Here is a 14,067-nt window from a genome sequence, read left to right as displayed (position 1 = left end):
CACCGGGGTTTGCCGGGTGCGGCGGGGGGGGGGGGGCCCGGGGGGTTTTTTCCCCCCCCCGGGGGGCCCCCCGCCGCTCGGCTCGCCGGTCATTCTCTCACCCCTTCGCGGGCCGCCCCCCATGAGCCGAACCGTCGATCCCGAAATCCTCCTCGGCTTCCTGGAAGAAGCCAGCGGCTACCTGCCGGCCGTCCGGGCCGGCCTCGCCGCCCTGTGGGCGAACCCGGCCGACCTCGCCGCCGCCGAGGAGGCGCACCGGTGCGTCCACACCATCAAGGGCGCGGCCGCCATGGTCGGCCTCGGCGGGCTGAGCCACATCGGGTTCCATTTGGAACAAGCCTTCGACGACATTACCCAGGGGAAGCTGCCGCCCGACCCGGCCGTGCTCGACGCGCTCGACGGCGGCGTGAAGGCGATCGAGGCGTACATCGAGGGGACGCTCGGCGAGAATCTGAACGAGGAGCCGCTCGTCACCGACGCGGTGCGGACGCTGCAAACCCTCCGCGGCCTCCCGGCCGACGAGTCCGCGGCGACCGGCGCGGCCCTCGGCGGCAAGGAGTGGGTCGCCCCGTTCGGCGACCTCCCGACCCCGGACGACACGCTCGCCGACCTCGCGCCGCCGGGGTTCGGCAACCTGCAAGAAACCGTCGATGACCTGGCCGGGCTGCCGATCCCGAACTTCCTCTCGCCGCCGGCCGCGGGGCCGAAAGCGGCCGACATCCCGCCGGAGTTGCTCGAAGTCTTCAAACTGGAAGCCGACGACCACCTCCGCGTTTTGACGACGCTCCTTCCCGCGACGAAAAAGAACCCCGCCGACCGCGAGCAGTGGCAGGAGGTCCGCCGGGCCGCCCACACGCTCAAGGGCACGGCCGCGATGGTCGGGTTCGCCGACGTGACGACGCTCGCGCACCGGATGGAAGACCTGCTCGACCTTTACTTTGAGGGGAAGCGGGTCGCGACGGCGGACGAGATCGACGTGCTGCTCGGCAGCACGGACGCGATCGAGGACACGATCAACGGCCGCCCGACGGCGTTCGCGCCGCTGTTCGCGAAGCTCGACGCCGCGCTCGCGGCCACGCCGTCCACGGACGAGCAACCCGCGCCGCCGGAGCCGGAACTGCCGCAGGAGATCGAGGACGAGCCGGCGGAGAAGGCCGAGCCGAAGGCGGAACGGGTCGAGAAGGCCGAGGCGTTCGTCCGCGTGCCGATCGAGCGGCTCAACGACATCACGAAGCTGGTCAGCGAATTGGTGATCGCGCGGTCCGCGTTCGAGACGCGGATGGGCGAGTTCCAACGGCTGCTGAACGAGCTGAACCCCAGCACCGACCGTCTTCGTCGCGCGTCCACGAAGCTGGAAACCGGGTTCGAGGCGTCGGCCCTCGGCGGCGGCAAGCTCGCCCTGCCGGGTTCGCAGCCGGCGGCCCTCGGCGGCGACACGACCGGGGCCGGCGGCGACGGGTTCGACGACCTCGAGTTCGACCGGTACACGGAGTTCCACCTCGTCAGCCGCGAGCTGGCGGAAACGACCAACGACATCCAGACGCTCGGCGGCGAGCTCGGCCACGTCCACGGCGACTTCGACGGGTTCCTCACCCGCCAAGCCCGGCTGTCGAGCGAACTCGAAGACAAGCTCATGCGGCTGCGGATGGTCCCGCTGTCCACGCACACGAGCAAGCTCCAGCGGACCGTCCGCAACGCGGCGCAGCAGACCGGCAAGAAGGCCGAGTTGGTGCTCGACGGCGAGCGGACCGGCCTCGACAAGTCGGTCCTGGAGGCGATGGCCGACCCACTCCTGCACCTGCTGCGGAACGCCGTCGATCACGGGCTGGAAACGCCGGAGGTGCGGAAGGCGCTCGGCAAGCCGGCGGCGGGCACGATCAAACTCTCCGCCGTCCACGAGGGCAGCCAGGTCGTCCTCCGCATCGCGGACGACGGCCGCGGGATCGACGCGGACGCGGTGCGGGCCACGGCCGTGGCGCGGGGCCTCGTCGCCGCGAGCGACGTGGACGAACTGCCGCTGGACGACGTGTACGCGTTCCTGTTCGCCCCCGGCTTCAGCACGAAGGACAAGGTGAGCGAACTGTCCGGCCGCGGCGTCGGGCTGGACGTGGTGAAGTCGAAGGTCGAGGCGCTCAAGGGCACGGTCTCGATCGCGTCGAAGGTCGGCCAGGGGACGACGTTCACGATCCGGCTGCCGATGACGCTGGCGGTCACGCGGGCGCTGATGGTGACGGCGAACCGGCAGACGTTCGCGGTCCCGCTGGACGCGGTCGAGCAAATCCTGCGGTTCGAGGAATCGGACGTGCAGAAGATCGGCCGCGATCCGGTGCTGAAGGTCGGCGACGTGACGTACCCGGTCGCGCACCTCGGCCGCGTGCTGAACCTGAAAACGTCGCCGGACGAGGGCGTGTCGCGGCCGCCGGTGCTGCTCATCAAGGCCGGCGAGAAGCGGCTGGCCCTGGTGGTGGAGCAACTGCTCGGCGGGCGGGAGATCGTCATCAAGAACCTGGGGTCGCACCTGAAGCGCGTCCCGGCCGTGTCCGGGGCGACGCTCCTCGGCGACGGGAGCGTGGTGCTGATTCTCAACCCGCCGGAGTTGATGCGGGCCGCGGCCGCGGCGGTCGCCGCCGCCACGCACTCGATCACGATGTCCCAGCTGTTCCCCCGTCCGGCCGCGCCGCGAGCGCGGGCCGCGACGCGGGTGCTCCTGGTGGACGACTCGCCGAGCGTGCGGCGGGTGCTGACGAACCTGGTGGAACGCCAGGGGTGGACGGCCATCGCCGCGAAGGACGGGATCGAGGCGATGGAGATATTGCAGCGCGGCCAGGGGCTGCCGGACGTGGTGCTGTCGGACATCGAGATGCCGCGGATGGACGGGTACGAGCTGCTCGGCACGATCCGGGCGCAAGCCGGGTTGAAGCAGCTGCCGGTGGTGGTCATCACGTCGCGGGCGGCGGAGAAGCACCGCCGCAAGGCGATGGACCTCGGGGCGTCGGCCTACGTGACGAAGCCGTACCAGGACGAGTCGCTGATCGACGTGATCCGCCACCTGTCGCGGAGCGCGACACCCTGACTTCCGAAGTCCGGCTTCGACTTCGGAAGTCGAGCGGACGGACGGGCCTATCCCGACCCTGCGAATGCTTCTGCGCGGGATCGACTTCCGAAGTCGAAGCCGGACTTCGGAAGTCGGGTTCGGGTATGCGACGCGAGATTCCCCAACCAGGCCGTTCATGATCGCCACCGCCACCACGAACCTCGTCCGCCTCACCGTCGGCCCGGTCACCGTCGGCCTCGACATGGGCCGCGTCCTCGGCATCGAGCGGGGCGACCGGATCAAGCCGGCCGCCGACCGCCCGGACCTCGCCGGCCGCATCACGAACCGCGCCGGCGAGTGGCCGGTCGTCGGCCTCGCCGCCCGCCTCGGCGTCGCCGCCCCGCCCGTCCGCGGCGGGCAGGTCGTCCTCACCGCCATCGGCGGCGAGCGGCACGGCCTGCTCGTGGACCGCGTCTCGCCGATCGCGCGGCTGTCCGCCGCCGAGGTGAAGCCCGTCCCCAAGAGCATCGCGAAGCGGGGCCTGTTCTTCGACGGCCTGCTCGTCCACGACGGCCGACCCCTGCTGCTCCTCGACCCGGACCGGCTGGCCGGCGAGGTCGATCTGTTCGCCGACGAGGCCGACGACGCCCCGCCACCGATCGCGCGATCCACGAAGAGGCGGTCCGACCGGCTGCTGGCCATCGGGCAGGTCGAGTACCCGCTGCCGGGCAGCCGGGTCGTCGGGTTCGGCATCCCGGTCGGGTGCGTGGCCGAGATCATCGACGCCCCGCCCGGCACGGCCGTCCCCGGCGCGGCGGATCACGTCGTGGAGATGGTCGAGTGGCGGGGCGGCCCGCTGCCGGTCGTGGACCTGATGGCGTGGTGCGGGCTGAAGGCCCCGACCGCCCCGACCCGGCGGGTGGTGGTGATTCGCACCCCGGCCCGCGAGCCGCTAGGCCTCTTGACCGGCAACGGCGTCCGGGTGCTGCCGCTGCCGCTGCCGAGCGTCCCGGCCCGCCGGCCGATCACGCTGACCGCGGACCGCGTCCTGGGCATCTTCGACACGAACGAGCAGACGCTGGTGATCCCCGACCTGACGAAGCTGACGGCGAAGGGGTGAGCGGGTAACATGCGGGCGGAGGCTTCCCGCATGAACCCGCGTCTCCGCGTCGTCCTACCCGGCCTGTTGCTCGGGACGTTCTGGTCCGTGCTGTGTTGGGGCGGCACGTCGTACCCGTTCGCGATGCTCCTCGGACCGTTGGCGATGCCCATCGGGTTGGGACTGGACCACCCCGGCTACAGCGAATCTCGGATGTGGGTCGAGGCGGCGATCCTGGTCGCGCTCATCCTCGCGCACCCGATTCGGCCGAAGGTCCTGACGGGTGTGCTGAGTGCCGTCGGGCTGTTCCTGTGGTTCTTCGTGGCCCTGTTGTACCTGAGCGACGGGTGTTGACCGCGTGCCCGGTCATCACTCCTCGCCCCCACGGATCGCGGCCAGGAACGCGGTCAGCCGTTCGTATGCTGCATCGGGGACCACGCGGGCTGGCATCGTGCCGGACGCCCGTTTCCCGTGGGCGACCCAGTTCCGATACCTGCGGACCTGGTTCACTTGCTCGATCAGGTCGGCCAAGCCCGGCGACTTGTACGGCTCCAGCACGCGGGCGAAGCTGCCGACTTCAACCCGCTCGGACGCATCCCCGGCAGCCGCGATCAAGACGGGGTGGGTGAGCAACTGTTGCTCCGGACCGATCTCGTCCAGGACGTGTTGCCGGACGATGGCCTCGAATACCGAGAAGAACACCACGACGGCGAGGTCGTCGAGCGTGTTCTGAACGACCGTCGCCCCTTCCAAAAGGCGCACCCGCCCGGCCTCAAAGACCGGGTCGTCGGGCAACACCTCCCAGTGGTGCCCGACCAGCCGGCGAACCAGTTTGGCGTGCTGCTTGGTCGCTTCGTACCAGGCCCATGCTTCGGCGAGTGTCTTCACCGGAGCGATAGCGCGACCAAGTTCTCGAACTGTTCCTGATCGAGTCGCCGCAAGTTCGAGCCGGTCGTGCGGAGGTACCACCGATCCTGGCCGTCGATGCGGAAGAGAAACAAGCGGTAGGTGTGCGGGCCGCCCTCGATTTCGACCAAACCGTCCGACCGCCGTGACGTGCCGTCGTCGGGCAGGTCGTACTTCAGGGCGACGCCCCGCGACGAGGCGTGAATCAACACGCGTCGCACGCCGGCCTCGATCCGTAGCCGCGGGACGCGGGTTTCGCCGTCGCGGCTCAGAACAGTGTCCGCCTCGACGCGGATGATCCCGCTCGTGTCGGCCGCCCGCACCCATGCTTCCAGGGTTTGGAAGAGCGCGGTCACGGATTGCACCCACTGCCGCTGGGCCGCCGCTTCCGCGTCGGCCTCGGCGAGCAGCTTGTCCCCTTCGGCGGCCAGGAAGTCCTTCAGCTTGCCCATCGGCGGTCTCCCTCGAACAACGTCCCCGTCTATCGTACACGCCATCTACCGCTTCGCCGGGGCCGCGTCCCACACCTTGAGGTCGTCGAGCAGGCCGTCCTTGCCGGCCACGCCCAGCTCCATCTTCGACTTCGTCGCGTGCCCGATGCCGGACGATTTCAGGTAGCCCGCCGGCTTGCCGTCGAGCGTCACCCGCATCTCGTCGCCGACCGTCTCCACCACCAACACGTACCACTTCCCGGCCTCCAGCTTCGCCGGGTACGTCGCGGTCCGGCCGGCCAGCAGCTTCGCGACCTCCGCCTTCTTCGCCGGGTCCTTCTTCATCGCGTAGATGTCGTTCCGCATCGTGCCGTCCCGCTCGTCGATCAGCGTCACGCCGGTGAGCCGGACCTGCGCCCGGCAGATGTGCCCGTAGTGCGCTCCGGTGTACTTCCGGTCGTCGAACTCCACGTCGATCATCGTCGCCCCCTCGAACCGGATTTTCACCTCGACGACGCTGTCCTTCGTCGGCACGTCCAGCCCGTGGACGGCCGCGTGCGCCGTGACGGCCGGCTTGCCGTCCGCCGCGGGGACGGTCTTGTCGCGGGTCTGCGTGCCGCGGAGGACGCCCTTGTCGAACGCGAACGTCGGCACGACCTTGTGCCACGCCTTCGCCGGGGCGGCGGCCTCGAAGTCGTCGCAGAAGAGGAGGTCCTTCTTCTCCGCGATCGGCTTCTCCGGGACCGCCGGCCGGTCGGCGGCGAGCACGTTCGCGGCGAGGAGGGCGGCGCACCCGAGGGAGAGCGGCAGTTTCATGGTCGGCTCTTGAGTGAGGGAAGGGAAGACGGCGGAAGTGCCATCGTAGACCGCCGGGTGAGGGCGTGCAAGGAGATGGTCGCCGGCCGGCCTTGTGGAACCCGGAGCGGAAGCGATGGGGTGAGGGACCAACACCCCATCGCTTCCGCTCCGGGTTCCACAAAGCCAGGTTCCACAAGGGCCGTCACGCCTTGCGGCCCAACCCGAACTGGTCGCCGGTCGTGGTCGGGACGCCGTCTTTGAAGTGAATCTCCAGCATCTTCTCGCTGTGGACCGGGCGGCCCGTCTCGTCGGCCAACTTCGCCACGATCTGCTTCGTCGCGGTGTCGATCACCTCGCCGGTGGACGGGTACGCGTACTTGCCGTCCAGCGAGAACGTCACCCACCCCGGCTGCTCGCGGAGCTTGATGCTCGTCACGTACTTCGGCGGCATCTGCGTCGCGTCGAACACATGAACCCGCTCGTTGAACGCATCGACGACCCACACCTCCTTCTCGTCCGGTGTCAGCCCGATGCCGTGGCTCGGGCAGCCGTGCCGCTTCACCGGCCCGGCCTTCACGCCCGGCACCTCCACGCGGTGCAGCTTCTTCCCCGTCTTCAAGTCGCCGATCTCGAACCCGAGCAACTCGTTCACGTTCACGAAGCAGAGCGTCTGCGCCCCGTTCACCGTGAACGGCCGGATGGAGGCGGCGAACGGGCCGACCTTGCTCACGACCTTCTTCGTCGCCGTGTCCGCGACGAACAGGAACGGCGACTTCAGCCCGGCCAAGTACGCGTGCTTCCCGTCCGGCCCGCAGATCGTGTTGTGCGCCCCGCTCTTCGTCTCGATGGTCGCGGTCACGCTACCGGTCGCGGCCTCGACGACGTTCCAGATGTCCTTCTCGAACGACGGCACGAACAGCGTCGCCCCGTCCGGCGTGGCGGCGAGCCGGTCGCAGCCCTGCGGCAGTTCCTTGCCCCACTCCGTCTTCTCGGTGCGGAGGTCCACGCAGTACAGCGTCTCCGGCGTCGTGAAGTGCAGCTTCCCGGTGGCGGCGCTGGCGACGACGCCCTTCACGTTCCGCGGCTTCGCGGCCGCACTCGCGGTCGTCGCGATCCGCTTCACGAACGTGTGCCCGGCGTCGATGTCGAAGACGAGGACGCCGGCCCCGCCGAACTCGAGGTAGTCGCGGACGCCGGGGCAGACGACGTACAGCCGCCGGGCCGCCGCGGGTTCGGCGCGGGCGGCGAGTGGGGCGACGAGGGAGGCGGCGAGGAAGGCGCGGCGGTCCATGGTGTCACCGGGGAGAGAAACGGGCACCGGCCGAGTATCCGCGGTCGGACGGGCGGGGTCAAGCGCGGCCCGGCGGTTCGTACACTGTCCGCACCCGTCCCGGAGGCCGACCGTGTACGCCAAGCCCGCGTCCGCCGTTCTCGCACTCGTCGTCTTTGCAAGTCCCGCGGCCGCCGACCCGGTCCCGAAGGAGCTGCGGGACCGGCTCAAGCTCGACGCCTTCTACCAGAAGCACGCGGACGCCGACGGGCTGCCGGTGGTCGGGTCGGCGAAGGTGTCCGACGCCGCGCTCGCCGAGGCCGCGTGGATCGTCCGCAACATGCTCGCCGGCCGGGCGGACATTCTCAAGGCGATGGCCGCGCAGAACGTCCGGGCCGTCGTCATGGCCGCGGGCGAGTACACGACGGACGTGCCCGAACACCGCAACATGAAGCCGAAGCTGTTCTGGGACCGCCGCGCCCGCGGCCTCGGGGCGACGCCCCGCACGCCGGTCGTCAGCGGCGGCGAGGAGAACCTGCTGAACTTCCCCCGCGACCCGTACCCCGGCGAGAACATCTTCCTCCACGAGTTCGCCCACGCGATCCACGGGACCGGCCTCAACACCGTCGATCCGACGTTCGACGGCCGGCTGAAGGCGGCGTTCGAGGCGGCGTCCGCCCGCGGGCTTTGGAAGGACACCTACGCGGCCACGAACCGCCACGAGTACTGGGCCGAGGGCGTGCAGAGCTGGTTCGACGACAACGCCCCGCCGGACGCGCTGCACAACGACGTGCGGACGCGGGCGAAGTTGAAGAGCCACGACCCCGGCCTCGCGGCGCTGTGCAAGGAGGTGTTCGGCGACACGGCGTGGCGGTACGTGAAGCCGCGGGACCGGAAGCCCGAAGACCGCGCCCACCTCGTGGGGTACGACCCGGCGGCCGTGCCGCGGTTCCGGTGGCGGGACGCGGCCGTCGGGGCGAAGCCGAAGGTCGTGGTCCAGACCGCGGCCGGCGACTTCGACGTGGAGCTGGACGCGACGGCGGCCCCGGCCGCGGTGACGAACTTCCTCCGCGTCGCGCTCGACGGCGGCTACCACTCCGGCCGGTTCGTGCGTGCGTCCGGCGGCGGGGCGTGGGCGGCCGTCGGCTCGGCGTGGAAGGAGAAGTGGGCGAAGGACCTCGCGCTGGAGGACGTGCCGGCGGCGACCGCGAAGCCCGCGGACGGGACGATCGCGCTGGTGCGGGACGAGACGGGGTGGGTCGGGTTCGCGGTGTTCCTCGGCGACACGATCGACGTGGGAACCGCGTCCGTCGTCCCCATCGGCCGCGTGACGACGGGGCGGGACGTGGTGAAGAAAATCCTGGCCGGCCCGACGAAGGACGGCGAACTGACGAAGCCGGTGGACATCCGCCGGGTCATCCGCAACGAGTGACGGCCGGGCCGTTCGAGGGGCGGGCGGCCTGGGACCGCGGGCGTCCCGCCCGCCCACCTGCCCGGCCGCGGGGAGCCGTCTTAACTGGCTGGGAGCGAAGCGGGCGGGACGCCCGCGGTCCCAGGGCTTGAAACCACCTCGGAGCGTAGGGGACCACCATGACCGACCGCCGGACGTTCCTCGCCGCCACCGCCGGCCTCGTCGCCGGGCTGGCCCGCGCCGGGGACCCGCCGACCCGCGAGCGGGTCGTCGAGGAGACGATGCGGCCGTACCGCGGGCCGACCGCCGCCGGCGTGGACCGGGCCACGCTCGTCGGGAAGGTGATGTGCGGCTACCAGGGGTGGCACGCGGCCGAGGGCGACGGGTGCGGCCGCGGGTGGTACCACTGGCAGGGCAAGGACGGGTTCAAACCCGGCAGCACGAACGTGGACCTGTGGCCGGACGTGTCCGAACTCGACGCCGACGAGCGGTTCGCCACGCCGTTCAAGAAGGCGGACGGAACCGCGGCCGAGGTGTACAGCGCGTTCAAGGCGAAGACCGTCCTCCGCCACTTCCAGTGGATGCGGGAGTACGGCCTCGACGGCGCGTTCGTGCAGCGGTTCGCCACGGAGGTGGCGCACCCGCTCGGGCTGCGGCAGTTCACCACCGTCCTCGGCCACTGCCGCGAGGGGGCGAACCGGCACGGCCGGGCCTACGCCGTCATGTACGACCTGTCCGGCCTCCGCGCCGGGCGGGTCGCCGGCGTCATCGACGACTGGAAGTTGCTCCTTGACAAGATGCGGATCACCGACGACCCGGCCTACCTGCGGCACGCCGGCCGGCCGGTCGTCGCCGTCTGGGGCGTCGGGTTCGGCGACGGCCGCAAGTACACGCTCAAGGAGTGCCACGACCTCGTGACGTTCCTCAAGGGGAAGGCCGGCGGCGAATGCACGGTGATGCTCGGCGTGCCGACGCACTGGCGGACGCTCGACCGGGACGCGGTGGCGGACGCGGCGCTGCACGACGTTATCGCGGCGGCGGACGTGGTCAGCCCCTGGACCGTCGGCCGGTACGCCACGGCGGCCGCGGCGGCGGCTTACGCGACGAAGACGATGGCCCCGGACCTGGCGTGGTGCGACGCGAAGAAGAAGGACTACCTGCCGGTCGTGTTTCCGGGGTTCAGTTGGCACAACCAGAAGCCGAAGTCGCCGCTCGAGTCGATCCCGCGGGACGGCGGGAAGTTCCTGTGGGCGCAGTACGTCGCCGCGAAGAAGGCGGGGGCGACGATGGCTTACCAGGCCATGTTCGACGAGGTGGACGAGGGGACGGCGATCTTCAAATGCACCAACGACGTGCCGGTCGGGGCGTCGAAGTTCGCGACCTACGGCGGGCTGCCGAGCGACCACTACCTGAAGCTGGTCGGGGCGGCGACGAAGCTGATCCGCGGCGACGTGCCGGCGACGGCGGAGTTGCCGGACCTGTCGGGACCGACGTGATCGTTCGGCCGACGGGGGCGTTTTCGGGTCAAGTCCGCGGCGATGATTTTTTTATGAAAAGTTACAATCCGGGGGGCGATCTCGCTTGCCCCGATAATCGGGAGTGGGTAATAATGAAGACTGTTTCTTAATCCCAGAACTGGGACTCGCCTCTTTCTGGGTATCATGACGCCTCATCTCCGAAGGTGTGTGAATGTACTCTTCTCTCTCACAAGCTCTGAAGCGTAGAGGGTTCACGCTGATCGAGCTGCTGGTGGTGATCGCGATCATCGCCATCCTGATCGGCCTGCTGCTGCCGGCCGTTCAGAAGGTCCGGGAAGCCGCGGCCCGCGCGAAGTGCCAGAACAACCTGAAGCAACAGGGCATCGCGTTGCACGCGTACCACGACACGAACGGGTTCCTGCCGCCGGCGGGCGCGCGGGGCGACCGGGCGCCGCTCGGCCAGGGGATGGTGGCCCCGATCAACTACGAAGGGGACGCCAGCAGCTGGATGGTGTACATCCTGCCGTTCATCGAGCAAGGCCCGCTGTACTCGCGGATGACGTTCCGCGGCGACTCCGGGTGGGCGAACGACTCGTTCCGCGGGAACGCGTTCAGCTCGGCGAACACGAACGCCCTGGCCGCGTCCGGCGCGGTCATCCAGACGTACCGCTGCCCGTCGGACAACAAGCCGGTGCTGACGAACTCCCGGTGGCGGATGAACTGCGAGCAGGCCGCGGCGGCCGACGCGACCGGCGACGCGAACGCCTGCGACGTGACCCGCAGCAGCTACCTGGCCATCGTCGGGGCGGTGGACAACATCGACGGGACCGGCGTGTTCCGCGAGCGGCGGAACACGGACAGCACCAGCTGGTCCCAGGACCGCGGCCGGAACTCGTGGGGCGGCCCGCTGACGGTCGGGTTCTACCGCGTCACGATCCAGGGCATGGGCGACGGCAGCAGCAACACGATGATGGTCTCGGAATCGTCCGGCACGCTGTACGACAACAACAACACGCCGCAACCCGACTGGGGCGCGACGAACGGCGGGTTCCTCAGCGGCGGCGGCGCGGCCTGGACCATGAACGTGTGGGACGAGGCCCGCGGGTACAACTACACGGCCGTCCGCTACCGGATCAACCAGAACCGCGGGTGGCCGACCTCCGCGTCCACCAGCCCGCCGAACGGCGTGGGCGACGCGGAACCGTCCAACACCCCGCTGAACTCTAACCACAGCGGCGGCGTCAACGCCCTCATGGGCGACGGGTCGGTCCGGTTCCTCCGCGACTCGCTCTCGCTGCTCACCCTGGCCCAGCTCGCCACCCGCGACGACGGCCAGGTGATTACGAACCTCGACTAGGTTCCCGACAGCTCGAACATCACGGACGGGCCGATGGTTCCCATCGGCCCGTTTTCCCTTCCCCCCCTTCCCTCGAACCCGAGGACGCCATGCGCCGATACGTTTGGCTATTCGTCATCGCCCCCGCCTTCCTCCTCGCGGCCGGCTGCGGCGGCGACCGCCCGCCGTCCTACGTCCCCGTCAAGGGCGAGGTGACGATGAACGGCAAGCCGCTGGACGACGCCACCATCACGTTCAACACCGACGGCCGCCCGCCCGTGCTCATCAACATCTACGAGGGCAAGTACTCCGGCCAGGCCATGGTCGGCACGAACCGCATCTCCATCTCCGCCAAGCGGAAGGGGACCGGGGCCACGAACGCCCGCGTGGACGAGGGGGCCAAGGCCCGGATGGCCGGCGAGCAGAAGATGCGCGAGATGCAGGGCGGGCCGCAGGCCGCCCCGGTCGAGCCCGGCGAGGACATCATCCCGCCGGACTACGGCAGCGCCACCAAGCAGGTCCGCGACGTGGTGCAAGGTGCCGAGAACAAGTTCGACTTCGACATCCGCCTCAAGAAGTAAGGTCCCACCGCCGGGCGGCCCGCACCGGGCCGCCCGCGGCACTTTTTCCCCCTCCCGAATCATGTCCCGCCGACCGCTCGTCGCGGCCCTCGTGTTCGCGGCCGCCGCCGCCGGCTGCCGCCGCGACCCGCCCCCGCCCGCCCCGGAGGTCGAGTGGTTCGCCGACGCGACCGACCGGCTGAAGGTGAACTTCGTCCACGCCGTCGGCGACCCGACCGACTTCCTCATGCCGCGGGTCATGGGGTCCGGCGTCGCCGCGTTCGACGCCGACGGCGACGGCCGCCCCGACCTCCTGTTCCTCCAGAACGCCGGGCCGGGGTCCGGCAAGACGAATCAGCTCTTCCGCCAGCAACCGGACGGCACGTTCGCGGACGCCTCGGCCGGGTCCGGCCTCGACTTCGACGGGTTCAACATGGGCGTCGCCGTCGGCGACGTGAACGACGACGGCCGGCCGGACGTGGCCGTCACCCAGTACCGCGGCACGCGGCTCTTGCTCAACGAGGGCGGGGGCCGGTTCCGCGACGCGACCGCCGCCGCCGGGATCGCGAACCCCCACTGGGGCACGTCCGCCGCGTTCTTCGACTACGACCGCGACGGCCGACTGGACCTCGTCGTCGCGAACTACGTGAACGTGGACCCCGGCCACACGTGCGAGAGCACGAGCACCGGCAAGCGGGAGTTCTGCGGCCCGAGTTCCTTCCCCGGCACGCCGGCGAAGCTGTTCCGCAACCGCGGCGACGGCACGTTCGAGGACGCGAGCCTCCCGAGCGGTATCGCGAAGGTTCCCGGCCCTGGGTTAGGGGTGTACTGCGCCGACCTGACCGGCGACGGGTGGCCGGACGTGTTCGTCGCCAACGACGCGAAGCCGAACCACCTGTGGGTGAACCAGAAGGACGGCACGTTCAAGGAGGAGGCGCTCGCCCGCGGGCTGGCCGTGAACGCGATGGGCCAGGCGGCCGCGAACATGGGCGTCGCCGTCGGCGACGTGGACGGCGACGGCCGGACCGACCTGTTCGTGACGCACCTGACGACCGAGTCGCACACCCTCTGGAAGCAGGAGGCGGCCGGGCAGTTCAAGGACCGCACGGCCGCGACGAGGGCGGCGGCGACGGCGTGGCGGGGGACCGGGTTCGGTACCGTGCTGGCCGACTTCGACCTCGACGGCCGGCCGGACCTGGCGCTGGCGAACGGGGCCATCGCCGCCGGGCCGAAGCGGGCCGAGCACCTGCCGGCGTTCTGGCAGCCCTACGCGGAGCGGAACCAGCTGCTCCGCAACGACGGCGGCACGTTCGCGGACGTGTCGGAGGCGAACCCGGCGTTCTGCGGCCCGCCGAACGTCGCCCGCGGGCTGACGGCCGCCGACCTCGACGGCGACGGCCGCCCGGACCTGGTCGTGACGACGGTGGCCGGCCCGGCGCGGGTGCTGTTGAACAAGACGACGGCGAACCGCCCGCTGGCCGTGAGCGTGTTGACGAAGGCCGGCCGCCCGGCGCACGGGGCGGAGGTCCGGGTGACGGCCGGCGGGCGGACGCAGCTGCGGACGATCCAGCCGGCGGACAGCTACCTGTCGAGCGGCACGGCCGCGGCGCTGTTCGGCCTCGGGGCGGCGGACCGGTTCGACGAGGTCGTCGTCCGCTGGCCGGACGGCGAGGAGCAGCGGCTGCCGGGCGGGACGGACAAGTCTGTCGAGGTTCGCCGGCCGTGACGTGGCAACCGCCGCCGG

At 70.6% G+C, this 14,067-nt stretch carries 12 protein-coding genes; 8 read left to right on the top strand and 4 right to left on the bottom strand.

Annotated features, from left to right (window positions below; translation table 11 throughout):
* Positions 1-121: 121 nt before the first annotated feature.
* The 3 genes from AC5JJ2_RS13950 to AC5JJ2_RS13940 all read left to right on the top strand — a co-directional run bounded on the left by AC5JJ2_RS13950 (position 122) and on the right by AC5JJ2_RS13940 (position 4,487).
* Positions 122-3,073, top strand: coding sequence for a hybrid sensor histidine kinase/response regulator (locus tag AC5JJ2_RS13950; protein ID WP_495858610.1), 2,952 nt, complete (start codon positions 122-124; stop codon positions 3,071-3,073).
* Between the two features lie 157 nt (positions 3,074-3,230).
* Positions 3,231-4,154 carry a chemotaxis protein CheW gene (locus tag AC5JJ2_RS13945; RefSeq protein ID WP_495858609.1) on the top strand — a complete coding sequence of 308 codons (924 nt, stop codon included), beginning with the start codon at positions 3,231-3,233 and terminating at the stop codon, positions 4,152-4,154.
* Between the two features lie 30 nt (positions 4,155-4,184).
* Positions 4,185-4,487, top strand: coding sequence for a hypothetical protein (locus AC5JJ2_RS13940; RefSeq protein ID WP_495858608.1), 303 nt, complete (start codon positions 4,185-4,187; stop codon positions 4,485-4,487).
* Positions 4,488-4,502: 15 nt separating this feature from the next.
* On the opposite strand, the gene AC5JJ2_RS13935 is transcribed toward AC5JJ2_RS13940, so the two are convergent.
* The 4 genes from AC5JJ2_RS13935 to AC5JJ2_RS13920 all read right to left on the bottom strand — a co-directional run bounded on the left by AC5JJ2_RS13935 (position 4,503) and on the right by AC5JJ2_RS13920 (position 7,559).
* A complete protein-coding gene (locus AC5JJ2_RS13935; RefSeq protein ID WP_495858607.1) occupies positions 4,503-5,021 on the bottom strand; it encodes a hypothetical protein in 519 nt (172 codons plus the stop codon).
* On the bottom strand, positions 5,018-5,491 hold the full coding sequence (locus AC5JJ2_RS13930; RefSeq protein ID WP_495858606.1) for a hypothetical protein: 474 nt from the start codon (positions 5,489-5,491) through the stop codon (positions 5,018-5,020). Before AC5JJ2_RS13930 ends, AC5JJ2_RS13935 begins: the two co-directional genes overlap by 4 nt.
* A 45-nt stretch (positions 5,492-5,536) precedes the next feature.
* Complete coding sequence (locus AC5JJ2_RS13925; protein WP_495858605.1) at positions 5,537-6,286, bottom strand: LamG-like jellyroll fold domain-containing protein; 750 nt, start codon at positions 6,284-6,286, stop codon at positions 5,537-5,539.
* Between the two features lie 184 nt (positions 6,287-6,470).
* Positions 6,471-7,559 carry a YncE family protein gene (locus AC5JJ2_RS13920; RefSeq protein ID WP_495858604.1) on the bottom strand — a complete coding sequence of 363 codons (1,089 nt, stop codon included), beginning with the start codon at positions 7,557-7,559 and terminating at the stop codon, positions 6,471-6,473.
* 112 nt (positions 7,560-7,671) lie between these two features.
* Here AC5JJ2_RS13920 and AC5JJ2_RS13915 point away from each other — a divergent pair, with 112 nt between their 5' ends.
* The 5 genes from AC5JJ2_RS13915 to AC5JJ2_RS13895 all read left to right on the top strand — a co-directional run bounded on the left by AC5JJ2_RS13915 (position 7,672) and on the right by AC5JJ2_RS13895 (position 14,049).
* Positions 7,672-8,970 carry a peptidylprolyl isomerase gene (locus AC5JJ2_RS13915; RefSeq protein ID WP_495858603.1) on the top strand — a complete coding sequence of 433 codons (1,299 nt, stop codon included), beginning with the start codon at positions 7,672-7,674 and terminating at the stop codon, positions 8,968-8,970.
* Between the two features lie 158 nt (positions 8,971-9,128).
* Positions 9,129-10,445 (top strand): glycoside hydrolase family 99 protein, encoded by a 1,317-nt coding sequence (locus AC5JJ2_RS13910; RefSeq protein WP_495858602.1) that lies wholly within the window; start codon positions 9,129-9,131, stop codon positions 10,443-10,445.
* 193 nt (positions 10,446-10,638) lie between these two features.
* On the top strand, positions 10,639-11,784 hold the full coding sequence (locus AC5JJ2_RS13905; RefSeq protein WP_495858601.1) for a DUF1559 domain-containing protein: 1,146 nt from the start codon (positions 10,639-10,641) through the stop codon (positions 11,782-11,784).
* Positions 11,785-11,873: 89 nt separating this feature from the next.
* Entirely contained in the window at positions 11,874-12,344 is a 471-nt protein-coding gene (locus tag AC5JJ2_RS13900; RefSeq protein WP_495858600.1) for a hypothetical protein, read from the top strand.
* A 61-nt stretch (positions 12,345-12,405) separates the two neighbouring features.
* Positions 12,406-14,049, top strand: coding sequence for a CRTAC1 family protein (locus tag AC5JJ2_RS13895; RefSeq protein ID WP_495858599.1), 1,644 nt, complete (start codon positions 12,406-12,408; stop codon positions 14,047-14,049).
* The last annotated feature ends 18 nt before the right edge of the window (positions 14,050-14,067 follow it).

This window comes from Limnoglobus sp., assembly GCF_059499385.1.
The sequence above is the reverse complement of the archived record's forward strand: the minus strand, read 5'-3'. Positions and strand labels throughout refer to the sequence as shown.

Coding starts and splice junctions, on each gene's coding strand:
- AC5JJ2_RS13950 (WP_495858610.1), top strand. CDS start 122: ATGAGCCGAACCGTCGATCCCGAAATCCTCCTCGGCTTCCTGGAAGAA.
- AC5JJ2_RS13945 (WP_495858609.1), top strand. CDS start 3,231: ATGATCGCCACCGCCACCACGAACCTCGTCCGCCTCACCGTCGGCCCG.
- AC5JJ2_RS13940 (WP_495858608.1), top strand. CDS start 4,185: ATGAACCCGCGTCTCCGCGTCGTCCTACCCGGCCTGTTGCTCGGGACG.
- AC5JJ2_RS13930 (WP_495858606.1), bottom strand. CDS start 5,491: ATGGGCAAGCTGAAGGACTTCCTGGCCGCCGAAGGGGACAAGCTGCTC.
- AC5JJ2_RS13925 (WP_495858605.1), bottom strand. CDS start 6,286: ATGAAACTGCCGCTCTCCCTCGGGTGCGCCGCCCTCCTCGCCGCGAAC.
- AC5JJ2_RS13920 (WP_495858604.1), bottom strand. CDS start 7,559: ATGGACCGCCGCGCCTTCCTCGCCGCCTCCCTCGTCGCCCCACTCGCC.
- AC5JJ2_RS13910 (WP_495858602.1), top strand. CDS start 9,129: ATGACCGACCGCCGGACGTTCCTCGCCGCCACCGCCGGCCTCGTCGCC.
- AC5JJ2_RS13905 (WP_495858601.1), top strand. CDS start 10,639: ATGTACTCTTCTCTCTCACAAGCTCTGAAGCGTAGAGGGTTCACGCTG.
- AC5JJ2_RS13900 (WP_495858600.1), top strand. CDS start 11,874: ATGCGCCGATACGTTTGGCTATTCGTCATCGCCCCCGCCTTCCTCCTC.
- AC5JJ2_RS13895 (WP_495858599.1), top strand. CDS start 12,406: ATGTCCCGCCGACCGCTCGTCGCGGCCCTCGTGTTCGCGGCCGCCGCC.